The organism is Micromonospora sp. CPCC 206060 (assembly GCF_036906895.1).
Taxonomy (GTDB): Bacteria; Actinomycetota; Actinomycetes; order Mycobacteriales; family Micromonosporaceae; genus Micromonospora.
In genome coordinates, this window is record NZ_JBAKHU010000018.1 from 42,608 (window position 1) to 61,681 (window position 19,074).

At 72.4% G+C, this 19,074-nt stretch carries 16 protein-coding genes, 1 pseudogene and 1 riboswitch; of the genes and pseudogenes, 4 read left to right on the top strand and 13 right to left on the bottom strand.

The features are described from left to right. Positions 1-69: 69 nt before the first annotated feature. From V6U90_RS14370 to V6U90_RS14390, 5 genes are all read right to left on the bottom strand, one after another. On the bottom strand, positions 70-1,656 hold the full coding sequence (locus tag V6U90_RS14370; protein ID WP_334435674.1) for a N,N-dimethylformamidase beta subunit family domain-containing protein: 1,587 nt from the start codon (positions 1,654-1,656) through the stop codon (positions 70-72). A gap of 199 nt (positions 1,657-1,855) precedes the next feature. Then, a complete protein-coding gene (locus tag V6U90_RS14375) occupies positions 1,856-3,400 on the bottom strand; it encodes a glycosyltransferase family 4 protein (RefSeq protein ID WP_442933586.1) in 1,545 nt (514 codons plus the stop codon). 91 nt (positions 3,401-3,491) lie between these two features. Then, a complete protein-coding gene (locus tag V6U90_RS14380) occupies positions 3,492-4,532 on the bottom strand; it encodes a Gfo/Idh/MocA family protein (RefSeq protein WP_334435676.1) in 1,041 nt (346 codons plus the stop codon). Then, on the bottom strand, positions 4,529-5,635 hold the full coding sequence (locus tag V6U90_RS14385) for a DegT/DnrJ/EryC1/StrS family aminotransferase (RefSeq protein WP_334435677.1): 1,107 nt from the start codon (positions 5,633-5,635) through the stop codon (positions 4,529-4,531). Before V6U90_RS14385 ends, V6U90_RS14380 begins: the two co-directional genes overlap by 4 nt. 107 nt (positions 5,636-5,742) lie before the next feature. Beyond that, on the bottom strand, positions 5,743-6,393 hold the full coding sequence (locus tag V6U90_RS14390) for a TetR/AcrR family transcriptional regulator (RefSeq protein WP_334435679.1): 651 nt from the start codon (positions 6,391-6,393) through the stop codon (positions 5,743-5,745). Between the two features lie 157 nt (positions 6,394-6,550). Between V6U90_RS14390 and V6U90_RS14395 the strand changes: the two genes are divergently transcribed. The 4 genes and pseudogenes from V6U90_RS14395 (at position 6,551) to V6U90_RS14410 (ending at position 11,591) form a co-directional block, all read left to right on the top strand. Further along, the gene (locus tag V6U90_RS14395; protein WP_334435682.1) at positions 6,551-7,450 is read left to right on the top strand and encodes an ABC transporter permease; all 900 of its coding nucleotides are present in this window, start codon (positions 6,551-6,553) and stop codon (positions 7,448-7,450) included. After that, positions 7,443-8,258, top strand: a complete 816-nt coding sequence (locus V6U90_RS14400) for an ABC transporter ATP-binding protein (RefSeq protein WP_334435685.1) — start codon at positions 7,443-7,445, stop codon at positions 8,256-8,258. The genes V6U90_RS14395 and V6U90_RS14400 overlap by 8 nt, the downstream gene beginning before the upstream one ends. 173 nt (positions 8,259-8,431) lie before the next feature. After that, positions 8,432-9,859 (top strand): annotated as a pseudogene (locus tag V6U90_RS14405) (SDR family NAD(P)-dependent oxidoreductase); the annotation flags it as partial. A 13-nt stretch (positions 9,860-9,872) separates the two neighbouring features. After that, complete coding sequence (locus V6U90_RS14410) at positions 9,873-11,591, top strand: CDP-glycerol glycerophosphotransferase family protein (protein WP_334435687.1); 1,719 nt, start codon at positions 9,873-9,875, stop codon at positions 11,589-11,591. A 204-nt stretch (positions 11,592-11,795) separates the two neighbouring features. Here the strand turns inward: V6U90_RS14410 and V6U90_RS14415 are convergent, their stop codons facing one another. The 8 genes from V6U90_RS14415 to V6U90_RS14450 all read right to left on the bottom strand — a co-directional run bounded on the left by V6U90_RS14415 (position 11,796) and on the right by V6U90_RS14450 (position 19,015). Next, positions 11,796-12,692: a hypothetical protein gene (locus V6U90_RS14415; RefSeq protein ID WP_334435689.1), complete on the bottom strand. Its 897-nt coding sequence runs from the start codon at positions 12,690-12,692 to the stop codon at positions 11,796-11,798. Between the two features lie 125 nt (positions 12,693-12,817). Next, on the bottom strand, positions 12,818-13,570 hold the full coding sequence (locus V6U90_RS14420; RefSeq protein WP_334435691.1) for an alpha/beta fold hydrolase: 753 nt from the start codon (positions 13,568-13,570) through the stop codon (positions 12,818-12,820). Between the two features lie 161 nt (positions 13,571-13,731). After that, the gene (locus tag V6U90_RS14425; RefSeq protein WP_334435694.1) at positions 13,732-14,589 is read right to left on the bottom strand and encodes a C39 family peptidase; all 858 of its coding nucleotides are present in this window, start codon (positions 14,587-14,589) and stop codon (positions 13,732-13,734) included. Positions 14,590-14,895: 306 nt separating this feature from the next. Then, positions 14,896-15,039, bottom strand: a riboswitch (cyclic di-AMP (ydaO/yuaA leader). A gap of 217 nt (positions 15,040-15,256) precedes the next feature. Further along, positions 15,257-16,066 (bottom strand): tryptophan synthase subunit alpha, encoded by an 810-nt coding sequence (trpA, locus tag V6U90_RS14430; RefSeq protein ID WP_334435697.1) that lies wholly within the window; start codon positions 16,064-16,066, stop codon positions 15,257-15,259. Continuing rightward, on the bottom strand, positions 16,063-17,334 hold the full coding sequence (gene trpB / locus V6U90_RS14435) for a tryptophan synthase subunit beta (RefSeq protein ID WP_334435700.1): 1,272 nt from the start codon (positions 17,332-17,334) through the stop codon (positions 16,063-16,065). Before trpB ends, trpA begins: the two co-directional genes overlap by 4 nt. Before the next feature lie 287 nt (positions 17,335-17,621). Next, positions 17,622-17,873, bottom strand: coding sequence for a hypothetical protein (locus tag V6U90_RS14440; protein ID WP_208815765.1), 252 nt, complete (start codon positions 17,871-17,873; stop codon positions 17,622-17,624). A gap of 56 nt (positions 17,874-17,929) precedes the next feature. Then, positions 17,930-18,718: a hypothetical protein gene (locus tag V6U90_RS14445; RefSeq protein ID WP_334435709.1), complete on the bottom strand. Its 789-nt coding sequence runs from the start codon at positions 18,716-18,718 to the stop codon at positions 17,930-17,932. Between the two features lie 150 nt (positions 18,719-18,868). After that, a complete protein-coding gene (locus tag V6U90_RS14450; protein ID WP_334435712.1) occupies positions 18,869-19,015 on the bottom strand; it encodes a hypothetical protein in 147 nt (48 codons plus the stop codon). Between the last annotated feature and the right edge of the window lie 59 nt (positions 19,016-19,074).

Below are 19,074 nucleotides of genomic sequence, written 5' to 3' on the forward strand. Positions count from 1 at the left end.
GCGGCACCACGATCGTCTGCGGATGAACGGTACGACACGCCACCCCGATGACCGGTCAGGTGCAGACGATCACGGAGCGGGCGACACGGTGGGCAGGCTGGTCGAGGAGGCCGTCGGTGCCCCGCGCATCCGGTCGAGGAGGTTGGCGGTGGCGCGCTGTACCCGGGCGTCGACGTACCCGGGGCGGTTGAGCGCCATCGGCCAGTAGAGCGTCCCGGCGGTGAAGACGAGCGCGCCCTGCGGGCTCTCGTACAGGTGGCTGTTCTGCTCCCGGAGTTCACCGGAGCGCACCGGGTAGGGCGAGGCGGAGAGGATGGTTGCCCCGGTCCCCTCGGCGGCGGGCATGTCCGGGTCGAAGCCGTCGGCCTCGCCCCCGACCAGGCGGGGGATCTTGTCCCCCTCGACCAGGTCGCAGCCGGCCCAGAACCAGTGGTCGGCCGAGCGGACCACCAGCGGGGACGTCCGGGCGACGATGCCGTTGTACTGCACCCCGAGCAGGCGCTGTTCGGCGAGGATCCCGCCGCCGCCGATGGACCGCCACCGGGTGGTGCGCTCCCGCCGGTCGGGTCCGGGCGCCGGATCGGGGCTGGTCTTGTAGCAGGTGACCACCCGGCCGTCCCGGCCGTCGGCGGCGGCCTCCATCCGGATCTGCCAGTAGACGTTGTTGGCGGTCAGGAAGGCCAGGCCGGTGCCCTGCTCGACCGCCCGGGTGGCCACCTGGCGCATCGCCGCCGACCAGTACTCGTCGTGTCCCACGAAGATCATCCCGTGGTAGCGGGCCGGGTCGATCCGGCCGGTGTGCAGGTCCACCGTCGAGGCGTACGTGACGTCGTAGCCCTGCCGCTCCAGGAACTGGATGGCGTCGTGGTCCCGGTCCAGGTGCTTGGCCTGACCGTCCCCGGCGTACGGCCGGTCGAAGGAGACCTTCACCGCCCGCGTGTCGTAGACCAGTTCCCCCTCGGGTGCGGCGTACCCGTAGTAGAGGCTCTTGCCGGTCCGCCCGTCCAGCGGCCACAGGTTGTACGCCTGGTAGGTGGAGAAGGGCAGCACCACCAGGAAGTCCGCCCGGTGCCGGTCGTCGCGGACCACGAACGGGGTGCAGGAACGCCAGCCGGAGGTGGTGGTGAAGACGGCGACGTACAGCCCGGACAGCCAGTCGTCCGGCACCCGCAGGCTCCAGGTCACCGGCCAGCGGCAGTCGAGCAGCCCGGTCTCCGGGTCGGCCACCGGTACCGGCCGGGGCACTCCGGGCAGGGTGGGGCTGGTCAGCACCGGGCGCGCGGACGCGCCGTCGTACCAGCCGAGCCGGTGCACGGTGACGCTGAACTCCTGGGCCGGGTTGACGCTGACGTGGAAGTCGACGGTCTCCCCCGCCGCCGCGCTGGTCGTCGAGGCGTACCCCTGGATCTGCCCGCCCCGGTCGTCTGCGGCGCGGGTGCCGCCGGCCCCGGGGCGCCAGGTCGGCGAACCCAGGAGGCCGTTCTCCACCAGCACCGCGTCGCCCCGCGACGGCGGCTCGGGTGTCCGGGTCGGCTTCGGCAGACCGGCGTGGGTCGCCTGGCCGTTGGGGGCGGTGGCGGCGAACGCGGTGACCGCTGCCGCGGAGACGCCGACGGTGAGGATGCCGAGAGCCGAACGACGGGGGATGCGGGACATCAGGGACCTATCGACGGGGGTGCACGGGGGCGCGGGCAGCCCGGAGGGATGACCCCGGGTACCAGCCCAGCCGGTCCCCTCCGGCGCCCCCGCGCATCCTACGGCCAGTCGCGGACCGCCCGCTGCCGCCGTTCGGCCCGATCCGGACATCCGCAGGCCGGAGCGGACTGTCGGCGTGTCAGCCGACGATCGCGCAACCTCAGCCGGTGGCGACGGCGACGGTGACCCGGTCGGGGGCTTCGGCCGGGGTCAGGTCGGGACGGAGCCGCCGGTACACGGCCTCCAGTACCTCGGCCTGTGCCTCCCAGGTCCAGCCGGTGAGGAGGCCGGGCCGGTCGTACGCGGCCCGGTAGCGCTCCGGGTCGGCGAGGACCTTACCGACGGCGCGGACGTAGTCGCTGACGTCCTCGGCCCGGAAGACCTCACCCTGCCCGGTGGAGCGGACCGTGTCGGCCATCGTCCGCACGTCGCTGACCACGATGGGCAGTCGGGCGTGCGAGTACTCCAGGAACTTGGTGATCAGGGCGAGTTCGTGGTTGGGCTTGTGGTGGATCGGGATGACCCCGGCGTCGGCGGTGGCCAGGAACGCGGAGACCTGCCAGTGGGCGACGTACGGCAGCAGGTGCACCCGGTCGGCGACGCCGATCTCCCCGGCCCGGGCGAGCAGCGCCTCACTGGCGGCGTTGTTGCCGCTGGGGTGGAGGGTGACCAGCGCTACGTGCACCCCGGGGAGCTGGGGCAGGGCGTCGATCATGGTGTCCACGCCCCGGGACGGGTTGACGCCGCCGCAGTAGACCAGGACCGGGGTGTCCGGGCCGACCCCGCAGGCGGTCCGCAGGTCGGGGGCGGGGGTGTCGTCGGCGCCCGGCTCGGGCCGCCCGGTCGGGGCGTTCAGCACCACCTCGGGACGGGTCGGCAGGCGGTGGGTCTGCTGGAGCAGTTCGGCGAGGGTGGCCGAGACGGTGACCACGGCGTCGGCGTGGCGGACGTACTCCTCGACGTGGGCGATCTGGGCGGGCAGCCAGCGCGGGTTGTCGGCCCGGCCGAGCACCCCGGCGACGAACTCGTGGGCATCCCAGACCAGCTTGGTCGGCTGGCCCTTGGCGTGGGCCCGGGCGGCGGCCCGCACCCCGACACCGATCATGCGGAAGTCGTTGGCGTGGATGAGGTCGGGCCGCAGGGCGTCGATCACCGGGCCGAAGGCCAACTCGTAGTCCCAGAGCCCGGGGTCGAGCCGGCGCCAGCTCCGGGCGCCCATGGTGCGCTGCCAGAACCGGACGGGCAGCCGGGTGAGCAGGGCGTCCGGGTTCTGCTGGTGCTTGCGCAGCCGGTGCAGCTCACCGGCGCGGAACTTCGCCCACCGGCCGAGCACCTTGGCGGTGAGCTGCGGGGCGACCAGCAGGCCCTGCCCGAGCCTGGCGCGTAGGCCACCGGCGGCGGCCAGCGCGAGCCGGCGTTCGGCGACGTCGGCCTGGCGGGCCTTCATCAGCTGTACCCGGTACCCGGAGTGCCGCCCGGCCGGGTACGCCAGCGGCCGGCGCAGCGAGCGGTGGAACTGGGTGGGGTGCTGCCCGAGCGGGCGGGGCACCTTGATCAGGCGGACCTCGGCGTCCCCGATGGACCAGGTCTGCGGGCCGGCCTTGCCGGCGATGCCGAGCAGGACCACCTCCCAGCCGGCCTCGGCTGCGGAGCGGGCTGTCTTCTGGACCCGGGAGTCGCCGTGCACCCCGTTGTCCACCAGCATGACGACCCGTCCCCGGACCGGCCGGGAGGTGCTGCCTGTTGCCATCTTCAGTGCCTGTTCCCTCGTGGGCTGACCGCTTCGTCGACCGGTGTTACAGGGTGCTGGTGGCCTGCTTCGGGATGCTGTCGGTGCCGGTCGGCGCGACCGACACGGTCACCCCGGCCGCGGCCGATTCGAGCAGCGCGGCGGCCACCTGGACGGTACGCAGGCCCTGGCGGAGGGTGACGATGTCGCTCTCCTTGCCCTCGACCGCGTCGCGGAACCGCTCGTGCTCGACCAGCAGCGGCTCGCGCTTCGGGATGGCGTACCGGACCATGTCGCCCTCGGCAACACCCCGGAAGGCGCGCAGCGCCTCCCACTCGGTGTCGATGGCGCCGTTGGCGTAGAAGGTCAGGTCGGCGGTGAGGGTGTCGGCGACGAAGCAGCCCCGGTCACCGGTGATCACGGTGGACCGCTCCTTGAGCGGGCTCAGCCAGTTGACCAGGTGGTTGACCATCGTGCCGTCGGCGAGCTGCCCCACCGCGGCCACCATGTCCTCGTGCAGCCGGCCGCTGCGGGAGACCGTACGGGCCGAGACCGAGGTGTACTCCTGGCCGGTGACCCAGCTGGTCAGGTCGATGTCGTGGGTGGCCAGGTCCATCACCACGCCGACGTCGGCGATCCGGTGCGGGAACGGCCCCTGGCGACGGGTGACGACCTGGAAGACCTCGCCCAGTTCGCCGGCCTCCAGCCGGGTGCGCAGGTTCTGCAGGGCCGGGTTGTACCGCTCGATGTGCCCGACCCCGGCGACCAGGCCCCGGGCCTCGAACGCCTCGACCAGGCGGGTGGCCGCGTCCACCGACTGGGCGAGCGGCTTCTCGACCAGTGCGCAGACCCCGTTGTCCGCCAGCTCCATGCCGACCTGCTCGTGCAGGGCGGTGGGGCAGGCGACCACGGCGTAGTCGATGCCGAGTGCGAGCAGGTCGCCCAGTTCGGGCAGGACCGGGGCGCGCAGCGTACCGGTGGTGTCGCCGGCCGGGTCGACGATGCCGACCAGTTCGACGCCGTCCAGGCCGGAGAGGATCCGGGCGTGGTTGCGCCCCATGGCGCCGAGGCCGATCAGGCCGGCGCGCAGTTTGCGACCGTTGCTCATGCGGCACCCCCGGCGATGTTCGCGGCGTCGGCGATCCGCTCCAGGTCGGCCGGGCTCAGCGACGGGTGCACCGGCAGCGAGACGACCTCGGCGGCGGCCTTCTCGGTCTCCGGCAGGTCCCACGGGCCGGGCTTGCCGTCGACCAGGTACGGGATGAGCCGGTGGATCGGGGTCGGGTAGTAGACCGCGTTGCCGATGCCCAGCTCGGTGAGCTTGCGCTGGGCGGCGTCCCGGTCCCCGGTCACCCGGACGGTGTACTGGTGGTAGACGTGCTTCGCGGCGTCGGCCACCGGCGGGGTGACCATGCCGGTGATCCGGGAGTCGAGGAACTTCGCGTTCGCCCGGCGCTGCTCGGTCCACTCGGGGAGCTGGGTGAGCTGGACCCGGCCGATGGCGGCGGCCACGTCGGTCAGCCGCATGTTGGCGCCGACGATCTCGTTGGCGTACCGCTGCTCCATGCCCTGGTTGCGCAGCAGGCGCAGGGTGCGGGCCAGGCCGGCGTCGGCGGTGGTGATCATGCCGCCCTCAAGGCTGTGCATGTTCTTGGTGGGGTAGAAGCTGAAGCAACCGGCGGTGCCGAACGAGCCGACCGGCTGGCCGTTCAGGGCGGCGGCGTGCGCCTGGGCGGCGTCCTCGACGACGGCGAGGCTGTGCCGCTCGGCGATGGCCATGATCCGGTCCATCGCGGCGGGGTGGCCGTAGAGGTGCACCGGCATGATCGCCACGGTGCGCGGGGTGATCGCCGCCTCGACCGCGGCCGGGTCCACACAGAAGCTGCCCGGCTCGATGTCGACGAAGACCGGCTCGGCACCGACCAGCCGGACCGCGTTGGCGGAGGCCGCGAAGGAGAACGAGGGGACGATGATCTCGTCGCCGGGGCCGAAGCCGAGGGCCATCAGGGTGAGCTGGAGAGCGGACGTACCGGAGTTGACCGCGACGCAGTGCCGCCCGGCGACGAGCTCACCGAACTCCTGCTCGAAGGCCGCGACCTCCGGGCCCTGCACCACCATGCCGCTGCGCAGCACCCGAACAGCCGCCTCGATCTCGGCCTCGCCGATGACCGGCCGGGCTGGGGGGATGAATTCTGCGTTCAGCCCAGGCATTGGGCATCCTCCTGTCGATTGGAGCTCGTCCGGCCGCGATGCTAACCGGTCCGGTTGGGACCGGTTCGCGCGGTGCGGATCGGGTGTCGACCCGGTCGAGCTGGAATTCACGGTTGCGCGAAGAGCTGGACGTCCGACTCGTCCCGAGATGACGGGTTACATGCTACTCGGAGGGCACCGGCCACCACGGTGGCCATCCGGGACAGCTCGGTCGGGTCGAGCGGTACCCGGGCGATGGCCAGGCGCCAGTACAGGGGGCCGACGATCAGGTCGATGACGGCGTCGGGGTCGGCGGTGGGAGCCAGCTCGCCCCGCTCGACCGCGCGCCCGATCACGAGCGCGCCGATGGTGTGCTGGTTGACCCGCAGCGCCGTCTGGAGGGTCTGCGCGATCTGCGGGTTGCGGGCCGCCTCGGCGAGCAGGTCCGGGATGATCTGCGAGGCCAACGGGTGCCCCAGGGCCTTCGCCATGATCAGGAAGAGCACCTCCAGGTCACCGGTGAGGCTGCCGGTGTCCGGCAGCGGCAGCCGCTGCCCGGCTGCCGCCGAGACGATCTCCAGGACCAGGTCGAGCTTGGAACTCCACCGACGGTAGACCGCCGTCTTGCTCACCCCGGCCCGCCGGGCGACCGCCTCGATCGACAGTCGCGCATAGCCGACGGCGGCGAGCTCGTGCATGACGGCGCCACGGATCGCCGTGGTGATGTCGTCGCGGAGCACCGCCGCGCCGGCCGGCGCACGTCTCTTCTCGGTCGTCACGTGGGACAATGTAGCGCAGCGACGGTACGGTTGCGTCGCTACGTGTTTTCCACTACGTTCCACGCAGCGACGAGGCGCCGGCGGTCCACCGCGCTGGCCGCGCTCTCCACAGATGTCGCGCGCATCCCGTAAAACTGAAAGATCGGAGCGCCCAACCATGGCCAACACGGCGGTGGCCGACACCGGTCCAGGACTGTCCCAGGCGCAGGTCGCCGCCCGGCACGGCCTGAGCGTCGCCGGCAAGCGACCCACCCTCGCCGCCTACACCCGGCAACTGTGGTCGTACCGGCACTTCATCGCGGCGTACGCGAACGCGAAGGTCCTCGCGTCGTACAGCACCGCCCGGCTGGGCCGGGTCTGGCAGGTCCTGACCCCGCTGACCAACGCGGCGGTCTACTACCTCATCTTCGGCGTGATCCTGGGCACCAAGAACGGCGTCCCGAACTTCATCGCCTACCTCTGCGTCGGGCTGTTCGTCTACAACTTCACCTCGGCTGCGGTCTCCGGCGGGGTGCAGGCGGTCAGCGGTCAGCTCGGGTTGATCCGGGCGCTGCACTTCCCCCGGGCCTGCCTGCCGCTGGCGGTGACGCTCACCCAGTTCCAGCACCTGCTCACCGCGATGGTGGTCCTGGTCGGCATCGTGCTGGTCACCGGCGAGCCGCTGACCGTGGAGTGGCTGCTGGTCCCCCCGGCGATCCTGCTCCAGTCGATCTTCAACGCCGGCCTGGCGCTGGGCCTGGCCCGGCTCGGGGCGAAGATGACCGACCTGAAGCAGCTCATGCCGTTCGTGCTGCGCACCTGGATGTACGGCTCCGGGGTGCTCTACAGCGTCGAGATGTTCACCAAGAACCTGGACAACCCGATCCTGGTCAACCTGGTGCACGCCAACCCGCTGCTGGTGTACATCGAACTCATCCGGCACGCGCTGCTGGAGGACTCTCCGCTGACCTCGTCCGGGCCGACGCTGTGGCTGCTCGCCACCGGCTGGTCGCTGCTGATCGGCGTGGGCGGATTCATCTACTTCTGGCGAGGCGAACAGGAGTACGGCCGTGGCTGAGCTGACCAACACCGTCCCCGCGTCAGTGGCGACGATCAACGGGGAGCGGATCCCCACCGTGATCGTCGACGACGTACACGTGATCTACCGGGTACACGGCGCCGGCACGGCCGGCAGCAACTCCCCGGCGAGCGCGCTCAAGCGGCTCATCTCCCGGGCTCCCGCGCCGACCGTGCGCGAGGTGCACGCGGTCAAGGGTGTGACATTCACCGCATACCGGGGCGAAGCGATCGGCCTGATCGGCAGCAACGGGTCCGGCAAGTCGACCCTGCTGCGGACCATCGCCGGGCTGCTGCCGACCAACCGGGGCGCGGTCTACACCCAGGGGCAGCCGTCGCTGCTCGGGGTGAACGCGGCCCTGCTCAACGACCTCTCCGGCGAGCGCAACGCCGCGCTGGGCTGCCTGGCCATGGGGATGACCCCGGAGCAGGTCAAGCAGAAGGTCCCGGAGATCATCGAGTTCTCCGGCATCAACGAGCGGGGTGACTTCGGCTCGCTGCCGATGCGGACCTACTCCTCCGGCATGTCGGCGCGGCTGCGGTTCGCCATCTCGTCGGCCAAGAACCACGACGTGCTGCTGATCGACGAGGCACTGGCCACCGGTGACCGGCGGTTCCGTCGCCGCAGCGAGCAGCGGGTCCGCGAACTGCGGGCCGGCGCCGGCACGGTCTTCCTGGTCAGCCACCAGATCGGCACGATCCGGGAGACCTGCGAGCGGACCATCTGGCTGGAGTCCGGCGTGATGCGGATGGACGGGCCGACCGCCGAGGTGGTCGAGGCGTACGAGGCGTTCATGGGCGGCAAGTGAGCCGTGGGTCGGGTGGGTTCCGGCCGGCGCGCAGCGTCGGCCGGAACCCACCCGACCACCCCGGTACGCCAGCGCCTGTACCGCCGGGTTCGCCACGGACCCCCCGCCGGCACAGGCGCTAAGGTCGTAGCGCCCGCGCACCCCATCGACCCGTGGACCAGTGAGGATCGGCAATGACGCAGGACCTGACCACCGCAGCGGACGCCCGGCCGGACGGCCCGGCGCCGTGGCGGCCCACCCGGACGGTGGCGGTCGTGCTCGCCGGCGGCACCGGCTCCCGGGTCGGCCTGGGCATCCCGAAGCAGCTACTCAAAATCGCCGGTAAGCCGATCATCGAGCACACCATCGCCGTCTTCGAGGCCGCCCCGGAGATCGACGAGATCATCGTGCTGATGGCCCCCGGGCACGTCGAGGCCGCCCAGCAGATCGTCGACCGGGCCGGTTTCCGCAAGGTCAGCCGGGTGCTGGCCGGCGGGGACACCCGCAACGCCACCACCCGGCTCGCCCTGGACACGCTCGGCCCGGACGACTGCAACGTGCTCTTCCACGACGCGGTCCGGCCGCTGCTGTCCCCGCGGATCGTCCGGGAGTGCGTCAACGCGCTGTGGTCGTACGCGGCGGTGGACGTGGCCATCCCGTCGGCCGACACGATCGTCCGGGTCGACGCCGACGACTGCATCACCGACATCCCGGTCCGCGCCCAACTGCGCCGGGGGCAGACCCCGCAGGCCTTCCGCTCCCCCACCATCCGCGAGGCGTACCGGTTGGCCGGGGCGGACCCGGACTTCCACGCCACCGACGACTGCGGCGTGGTGCTGCGGTACCTGCCCGAGGTGCCGATCAAGGTGATCGAGGGGGCGGACGAGAACATCAAGGTCACCCACCCGGTCGACGTGCACCTGGCCGACAAGCTCTTCCAGCTCGCCGCCGCCCAGGCCCCCCGGCTGACCGACGAGCGCGCCTACACCGAGGAGCTGACCGGTCGGACCATTGTGGTCTTCGGCGGCAGTTACGGCATCGGGGCCCGGCTGGCGGAGATCGCCCGGGGTTTCGGCGCGGAGGTCTTCTCGGTCGGCCGGTCCACCACCGGCACCTACGTCGAGCGTCCGGAGGACGTGGAGAAGGCGCTGCGGGAGGCGTTCGACGCCACCGGCCGGATCGACCACGTGGTGGTCACCGCCGGGATCCTGGAGACCGGGGCGCTGGCCGAGATGCCCGAGTCGACGATCGAGCAGATGTTGCAGGTCAACTTCGTCGCCCCGGTCACCATCGCCCGGCTGGCCCTGCCGTACCTGCGGCAGACGAAGGGGCAGTTGCTGCTCTACACCTCCAGTTCGTACACCCGGGGACGGGCCCGGTACGCGCTCTACTCGGCCACCAAGGCGGCCCTGGTCAACCTGACCCAGGCGCTGTCCGACGAGTGGTCCGAGTTCGGGGTACGGGTCAACTGCGTCAACCCGGAACGCACCGCGACCCCGATGCGGACCCGGGCGTTCGGCGAGGAACCGGAGCACACCCTGCTCGCCGCCGAGACGGTCGCCCAGGCGTCCCTGGACGTGCTGCTGTCCAACCTCACCGGCCAGGTGGTCGACGTACGCCGAGCGGGAGCCTGAGATGCGTGGAACCCTGGTCCGCAAACTCGCCGTCCGGGCCCTGGCCGCCGGGCTCGCCGTCGCCGCGTTCGGGGTACTGGCGCTGACCCAGGCCACCACCGTCGGCGCGGTACTGGCCCTCGGCGCGATCGGTGCGGCGCTGGTGGAACGGCGGATCCGCCCACAGGCGGAGAACGTCGCCGAGACCGTGCTGGTCGCGGCCGGGGTGATCACCGCGTACGCCCGGCAGCTCGGTGACGACTTCGACCCCGCGCTGGGCCTGGCCGCGGTCGTCATCCTCGGGCTGGTCCTGGCCGAACGCCCGCTGCGGGAGGCCGGTTCGCTGGAGATCCAGGCCGCCAACCTGGCCGTACGGTCGCAGTCCCGGCTGGTCACCACGCACCTCGCCACGGCGGTCGCCGGTCTGCTCGCGCTGGCCGCGCTCAGCGCCGCGCTGACCCTGCCCGCCTGGCCGGTCATGCTGGTCGGTCTGCTGGTCGGCGCGGTCACCGCCGCTGCGGTGCTCGCGCTGGCGAAGCGCCGGTTCACCCCGTCGGCGGCGGGCAGCCCGGTCTCCCGGGCGCTGCACCGGCACGCCCCCGAGTTCCTGCTCTACTTCTCCGCGCCGCCCGGGTCGGAGTACCAGATCACCATGTGGCTGCCCTACCTGGAGCGGATCGGCCGGCCGTTCCTGGTCCTGCTCCGGGAGCCGGAGTTCCTGCCGACGGTGACCGCCGCGACCCGCGCCCCGGTGGTGGTCTGCCCGACGCTGAAGGCGATCGACGAGGCGATCGTGCCGAGCCTGAAGGTGGCCTTCTACGTCAACCACGGCGCGAAGAACAGCCACTGCATCCGGTTCAACCAGCTCACCCACATCCAGTTGCACCACGGGGACAGCGACAAGGCGCCCAGCGCCAACCCGGTCTCGGCCATCTTCGACAAGATCTTCGTCGCCGGTCAGGCCGCCATCGACCGGTACGCCCGCGCGGGCGTGACCATCCCCCGGGAGAAGTTCGCCATCGTCGGCCGGCCACAGGTCGAGTCGATCGAGGTGCGGCGTACCCCGATCGCCGACCTGGCCGCGAAGACCGTCCTCTACACCCCCACCTGGACCGGCCACTACGCCGACGCGAACTACTGCTCGCTGCCGGTGGGCGAGACCCTGGTGACGCGCCTGCTGGCCCGGGGCGCCACGGTGATCCTGCGCGCCCACCCGTACACGTCGCAGAACCCGGAGTCGGCCCGGCAGCTGTCCCGGATCGAGGAGCTGCTCGCCGCCGACCGGGCGCGGACCGGCCGGCAGCACGTCTGGGGCAGCACGGCGGCCCGGGAGCTGACCCTGGTCGACTGCGTGAACCGGTCGGACGCGCTGGTCTCGGACGTCTCCGGGGTCATCTCCGACTACCTCTACTCCGGCAAGCCCTACGCGGTGACCGACATGCTCGGTCTCGGCGAGCGCTTCACCGAGGACTTTCCGCTGGCCCGGGCGGGCTACGCGCTGCACCGTGACCTGGCCAACGTCGACGGGGCGCTCGATCTCCTGCTGGGGGCCGACCCGCTGGCGGAGACCCGCTGGCAGACCCGGACCCGGTACCTGGGGGACTTCCCGGCCGAGGCGTACGCCGAGGCGTTCCTCAGCGAGGCGCGCAGTCATCTGCGGCCGAAGTCCACGCCGCCGGTGCAGCGCGACGGGGCCGCCCCGGCCGTCGTGCCGGCCGGTACCCGCACCGCCGCCGGCTGACCGGAACCGCTGTCGACTGACCGGAACCACTGTCGGCTGGCCGGCACGGGCTGCCGATCGAACTACTGCACGGCGCACGCTGTCGAGCTGCGTGCACGGACGGAGCGCTCCGTCTGTGCAGGCAGCTCGACAGCGTTCCACCACTGTTCATGACGCTGGCTGCTCCGGGGTGCCGCGCACCGCGCGGCACCCCGAGGGACCGGATCAGCCGCAGATCAGGGTCGCGCTGAGCCGCCAGTCCTCGACGTACCCGTCGGGGTCCTCGTGGGCCCAGGCGTTCGACGACCGCATCCCGGAGATCAGCACCTGCGCCCGGTTGTTCTCGTGGATGCTGGACACGTGGATGCCGGCTCCGACGCTGTACGGTTCCTTCCCCGCCGGGCAGGCCACCGGCACGTTCTGCATCGAGGGGCTGACCATGTCCGACAGCCCCCGGACCCGTTCGAGTGCGGCCGGCTTGTTGGCGCAGATCGCGTAGGCCCGCAGATCCTCCTGGCTGTGGGCGACCTTGCCCTGGTCCAGCGTGCGGGCGCGGGCGATGGTGTAGAAGGGGATCTCGGTCGGATCGTTGAAGCCCGCCTCCACCCGGTCGAGGATGAACGCGCCGTCAGTGTTGTAGACCATCGCGCCCGAGCCGAGGAGCTTCTTGGTGCCCGAACACTGGGCGGTGATCTGCATCCGGTGGTAGTCGTTCGTGCCGGTCTTGTCCGCCGCGACCACCTCGTACCCGGAGGGGGTGGTGACGCAGAAGGCCCGCGCGCTGATCTGCCAGTCGCCGGTGTAGTTGGTCGCACCCGTCTCGCGCATGACCACGGTCCAGGTCTTCCCGTCGGCCGACGGGGCGTACCGCTCCAGCCCGACCCGGCCCACCGCACCCGGTGAGGCGGTCAGCCAGGCCTCCCCACCGCTGACGACCTTGCCGGTCGGGCAGTGCAGCTCCACCGTCTTCACCGCGACGCTGTCCGAGAGAGAGATCCCGGAGAGGACCTCCCACCCGGCCGGGGCGGCCGACGCCGGCGTCGCCCCGCTGATCCCGACTGCTCCCAGCACCGCGAGCGCGACGGCCGCACTGCCGAATCCGGCCCTCGAAGAAACTCGCATTCCCGTCTCCCTGTCCCTAGCGGCGATCGGCCCACCGGTCCGGTCGGGCCGATCGCGTGGTTGCTGGGTACAAGGCTGGTGGTGGGCGCTTGGCGTCCACTAACCGAACGCTTGGCGCGGCCGGCTCAGCCCGGCGGAATCAGCGCCCGGAACACCGCCGCCGGGTCCTCGACGTGCGCGTTGTGCCCGAGCCCGGGCAGGGTGACCACCGGTACGCCGTACCCGGCGAGGTGGGCGTCGGTGACCATCGGATCGTGCTCACCCCGGGCCAGGGTCACCGGGCACCGGACGGCGCTGAGCAGCGCGGCCAAATCCGGCGCCCCGACACCGAACGCGGCCGGATCCATGGCGAGCCGCCAACGGCCGTCCTGCCCGACGAGCCCCGGGGCGACCGCCGGGTCCCCCGGATCGAGCAGTCCGGACAGGCCGGCGACCTTCAGGTACCGGTCGGCGGCCTCGTCCCGGGACGCGAACCAGGTCACCGGCCGCTGGGCGAGCTTGCCGGCCCGGGCCAGGTCGTCCCCGGTCCAGACGGTCTTGATGCCCAGCCCGACGACCTGTTCGACGGTGGGTCCACCGGGCCGGACGGCGAGGGCGAGCCCCACCACGCCGCCGAGGGAGTGCCCGAGGACCACCACCCGTTCGGCGGGGTCGAGCAGCTCGGCGACCCGGTCGGCGAGCGCGGTGAAGGAGTAGCCGGGCAGCGGCGCGGCGGCACCGTGGCCAGCCAGATCGGGGGCGAGCCAGCGGTCCGGCCAGTGCCGGTCGAGCAGCGGACGCCAACGGTGCCAGACGGCGCCGCTGCCCCCCATGCCGTGCAGCAGCACCAGCCGGGGCATCCGGGTCTCGCCGGTCGGGGAAGGTTCCGGGTCGGACATGTCGAGCAGTCTGCCACCGGCCCGGGGCACACCGGAACCGCCGGGAACGCCGGTCCCCGGGCGCGCACCGGGCGCCGACCCTGGTGGGTCGGCGCCCGGTGGTGGCGGTGCGGGGAGGAGGACCGCCGGATGGAACGCTGGTACGGCCTCGGGACGGGACGTCAGGCGGAGTAGCCCCGGGTCGCGATCCAGTTCGCCAGGGCGGTCGTGGCCAGCCAGTACGAGGCGGTGGCCGGGTCGGCCGAGTCCGAGATCTGCACGCTGCGCCCGTCGTCGGCGTAGCCGACCACGGCGATGTAGTGCCCGCCGGGGAAGGAGTGCCAGCCGCCCTCGGTGTCGGTCACCGAGCCGGCCACGTTGGCGACGACGGCGTACCCGTTGCTGACCGCCCGGACCACGTCGGCCTGGAGCTGGTCCTTCTGCGCCGACGTGGCGGCACCACCGGGGATCATCCGGGTGCGGTAGAAGTCGGTACCGGTCACGCTGTTGAGCACCCGGGTGGTGTCGTAGGCGGAATCGGTGCCGAACTCGTCGGTGTTGAGCGGGCCGGCGAGCGCGTCCTGGCTGCGCTCGATGCCCCGGACCGTCAGGGCGTTGCGCACCGCCGCCGGACCGCAGTAGTAGTAGGTGGTCTGCGCCTGGTAGTCGACGTCGAGCACCTTCTTCGCGGGCGGCTTCGGCTTCGTCGGCGTAGCCTTCACCGCAGCCTGCCGGACCGGCTTGGCGGCAGCGGACGGGGTACCTGTCGGCGCAGTCGTGGCCGACGCGGTCGGCGCCGGGGTGGTGGCAGCCGACGGGCGGGTCGCCCGGGAGACCCCGCCGGTGGTGGAGTCGTTCCGTTCGGCCACGGCGGCCACCGCCAGGTCGCCCCGGGTGGGCTCGTCGGTACGGGTCAGCAACAGACCGGTGGTCGAGGTGACGGCCAGGACGACAGCCGAAACGGCCGCGACCTGGTACGGGCGACGCGACGCGACGCGCGTCAACTGCTGCTTGAAGCGGTCTTTCACGTGATCCTCCACGGTTGGGTCGCGTCATCGGGGGTATGACGACGCGCCGGGCCCGCCGCTACGGCGACAGGCGGACGGGACGGTGCTGCCGGGAAGACGGATCCACCGATGTCAGGCGCACGCCGACCACACCACGGGGCAGAAGCTCACCGTGGTGCTGCGGGGTCGACCGGGGGGTGCGAAGGGGGAGGTGGTGACCGGGGCCACCGCCGGGGATCCGCCAGTCTCAGCAGCCGAGCGGTCGGATGGCGGCGGGGGTCGGTACGGCGCGACGGGGAGGGCCGGAAAGCGGCGGGGGGTGGTGCTGCACGGGTACGAAACTCCTTCCGATGCCGCCTACCGGGTTAGCTGACGGGTTCGGGCGGGAAGTCTGGCCCTACCGTGGACGTTGTGCTCCACGGATTCACCCCAGAGTGCGGTGGGTCCCCGGCTCGTGCGTGCACGACTCAGCGGGTCCGGCGCAGCGTCGCCCTCGGCGACCGGCAACCACACCGGACCGGGCCGACACTACTGGCCGCTTCTCCTGCTGCCAACCCCTCTGACCTGCCAAAACAGCAAGCCCGCCCGCGATTGGTGACGCATTGTCACCGTGACGGGCACCAATGGGCACGGGTGGCGCCGGAGGTACGGTTCGGGCCGAAAGTGCCCATCCGGCCCATCCGCACGACACAGGTCGGGATCAGGCGACAGCGGGCTGGGCCGACCGGACCCCGGCGGCGAGATCCGCGGCGACGGCGGTGACCGCCTCGACGGCGGCACGCCGGTCCGGGGCGTCCAGCATCGCGCGGACGAAGGCGGACCCGACGATCACGCCGTCGGCGAAGGACGCCACCTGGGCGGCCTGCGCCCCGTTGCTGACCCCGAGCCCCACGCAGACCGGCAGGTCCCCTGCCACGCGTACCCGGGCGACCAGGTCCTTCGCGCCGCCGCCGACCGCGCCGCGCTCACCGGTGACCCCCATCAGCGAGGCAGCGTAGACGAAGCCTCGCGACTCGGCGACGGTCATCGCGATCCGTTCCGGGGTTGAACTCGGCGCCACCAGGAACACCCGGTCCAGCCCGTGGGCGTCGGACGCGGCCCGCCACTCGGCCGCCTCGTCGGGAATCAGGTCAGGGGTGATCAGTCCGGACCCGCCCGCCCCGGCCAGGTCGGCGGCGAACCGCTCGACCCCGTACCGGTCGACCAGGTTCCAGTAGGTCATCACCAGCGCCGGTGCGCCCTCGTCGGCGACGCCCCGCACAGCGGTGAAGGCGTCGGCGGTGCGGGTACCGCCGGCCAGCGCGATCTCGGTGGCGCGCTGGATGACCGGGCCGTCCATCAGCGGGTCCGAGTACGGGATCCCGACCTCGACGATGTCCACCCCGGCGGCGACCATGGCACGCATCGCCGCGACCGAGGTCTCCACGTCGGGGAAGCCGACCGGCAGGTAGCCGATCAGGGCGGCCCGGCCCTCGGCCCGGGCCTGCTCGATGGTGCTACGGACGCTCACTTGGCCTGATCCTCTCTCACCACTGCCGCACCGTCGGAGTCCAGCAGCCCGAAGTACCGGCTGGCCGTGTCGACGTCCTTGTCCCCCCGGCCGGACAGGTTCACCAGGATCACGCCGTCCGGGCCGAGCCGGCGGCCCTCCCGGATCGCACCGGCGAGAGCGTGTGAACTCTCGATCGCCGGGATGATGCCCTCGGTGCGGCAGAGCAGGAGGAACGCCTCCATCGCCTCGGCGTCGGTGACCGGCTCGTACCGGCCCCGGCCGATCTCGTACAGCCACGCGTGGGCCGGGCCGACCCCGGGGTAGTCGAGGCCGGCGGAGATGCTGTGGCTCTCGATGGTCTGGCCGTCGGCGTCCTGGAGGATGAGGCTGCGGCTGCCGTGCAGGACACCCGCGCCACCACCGGTGATCGAGGCGGCGTGCCGCCCGGTCGCCACGCCCTCTCCCCCGGCCTCCAGGCCGAGCAGCTCGACCTCCGGGTCGTCGAGGAAGGCGTGGAAGATGCCGATCGCGTTGGAACCACCGCCGACGCAGGCACAGACCACGTCCGGCAGCCGGCCGACCAGGTCGAGCATCTGCTGTCGGGCCTCCTCGCCGATGATCCGCTGGAAGTCGCCGACCATGGACGGGAACGGGTGCGGACCGGCCACCGTACCGATCAGGTAGTGGGTGTTCTCGACGTTGGTGACCCAGTCCCGCATCGCCTCGTTCATCGCGTCCTTGAGGGTGCGCGAACCGGCGGTCACCGGGATGACCTCGGCTCCGAGCAGCCGCATCCGGGCCACGTTGAGCGCCTGGCGGCGGGTGTCCTCCTCGCCCATGTAGATCACGGCCTCCAGGCCGAGCAGGGCGGCGGCGGTGGCGGTGGCCACCCCGTGCTGGCCGGCGCCGGTCTCGGCGATCACCCGGGTCTTGCCCATCTGCACGGTGAGCAAAGCCTGGCCGAGCACGTTGTTGATTTTGTGTGAGCCGGTGTGGTTTAGGTCCTCGCGCTTGAGGACGATCCGCGCGCCCCCGGCGTGCCGGGCGAACCGGGGCACCTCGGTCAGGATGCTCGGCCGGCCCGAGTAGGTCCGGTGCAGTTCCGCGAGCCGGGCGGTGAAGTCGGGGTCGACGATCGCGGCCCGGTAGGCGGCGTCCAACTCCTCCAGGGCCGCGACCAGGGCCTCCGGTACGAACCGGCCACCGAACCGGCCGAAGTAGGGACCGGACTGGGCGGAGAGCGGCGTCGACGCCGCGGAGACGGGATTGTCCGAGGTCTGGGTCACGCGGTCCTCATCACTGGCTGGTCGTTCGGCGACTCGCTCCCGCCCGGTGGGCGGCACGGGCGCGGCAGGGCGCTCCCGTCGGGGAACCGCCGGCGGCCCGGTCGGCCGCCGCGCTCCGCCGGCCCGGACTGCGGGGTCTTGCCGCCCTGGGCCCGCCTGGCGCGTGGATGACGCACCACCGGATCGTACCGAGACCGGATGACCTGGGATCGACCGGGCGAGGATGACGCCGTACGGACTGGGCGGAACGGGGGATGCCCCGTCCCGCCACCATCGTCAACCCACCGTCATCCGATCTGCCGCTTGAGGTGGTAGCGGTGCACCTCGGTGCTGCCCTGGAGGTTGTTCACGTCCTCCTCGGCGGTGACCAGCTCCCAGCCCTCGGCCCCGGCCCGGTTCAGGTGGGCGATGGCCGTGTCGGCGTAGTCGGTGACATCCCGGCGCGACCCGTCCGGGCCGTACCAGTGGTAGGTGAGCCGCCAGGCCTGTCCGGAGACCTCGCGACGGCGGACCAACAGTGCGTACTCCCAGGCGACCATCCGTCCATTATGGCCAACCATCTACCCACCGTGCGGTCGGGGTTACGACGCGTCGCTCAACCAGCCCGGACGGTACGCCACCGGGTGCCCGGCCGCCACCGGCGGACCGGGGCGGCGGCGGTGCGGTCCGGGGCCGGACCGGGTACCGGCACGGAGCACGCCTGGTGGGCCCGGACCGCCGCCACGAACGCCTCCTCGCGCAGACTGCGGGCCGCCAGGACGGACAGCTCCGCCATCCGCCAGGCATCCCGCTCCCGCTGGACCGCCGCCCGGTGCCGGGCGCGCAGCCGGTCCCGCACCACGGTACGCAGCACGAGTTCCTGTTCGACCGGGTGGCGGCGCGGATCCCAGCCGTTGCGGTGTGCGAACACGTCGCTCAGTTCGGCCACCGACAGCTCGCGCCGCCAGTACGCCGCCATCGCCGCCCGGTGCAGGAAGCGCTCGCGGTCGGCGTACTCGGCCGGGGTGTGCGGGGTCCGGGGGACACCGAACGCGACGGCCCGGACCAGGCGGCGTACCTCGGCGTCGGCCTCGTCGAGCCGGCGCCCGGTCGTTTCGGCCTCACCCTGCACGGCGAGCCACCCGGCCCGATGGCGCCGGGCGGTGGCGGCGGCCCGGTCGGCGGCCACCGCCACCTCCCCGGCGTAGCGCCGCAGGTCCTCCGGCGCCTCACCGACGGGCATCCCGGCCGGTGCCGGCGCCGACTCCGGTGGCGGCTCGGGCACCGGGCCGCGTCGTCCGACCAGGGTGGCGATCACCACCATCGCCAGCACGGTCAGGGCCGACCAGATCGCCACCGCCTGCGGCACGTCACGCAGGAAGTGGTAGAGCAGAGCGTGCATCATCTCGACACCTCGGGAGTGGTCAACGCGATTCGGGGACGCGGCCGGCGCCCCTGCGTGGACGGACGGGGCCGGTTACCGGCACCCGGCAACGGGGCGCACGGTGTCGGGCACAACCTGGGACGGTCGCTGGCCGGTCGTGGCGCGCGACGGTCAGGCCAACTGCAACCGGCAGCCGACCGGCGGGGCCCGCTGGCCCCGGACCGTGCGCGGACCGGTGTCGACGGTGCACCGGACACCGGTCGGCACGACCCGGCCGGCCGACGCCGGCTCTGCTCCGAGGTGGACCGCGGGACGCACGTCGGACACCGCGCGGTCATCGTCCACATCCGCTGCCGGACGCTCGGCGGTCGCCCTGG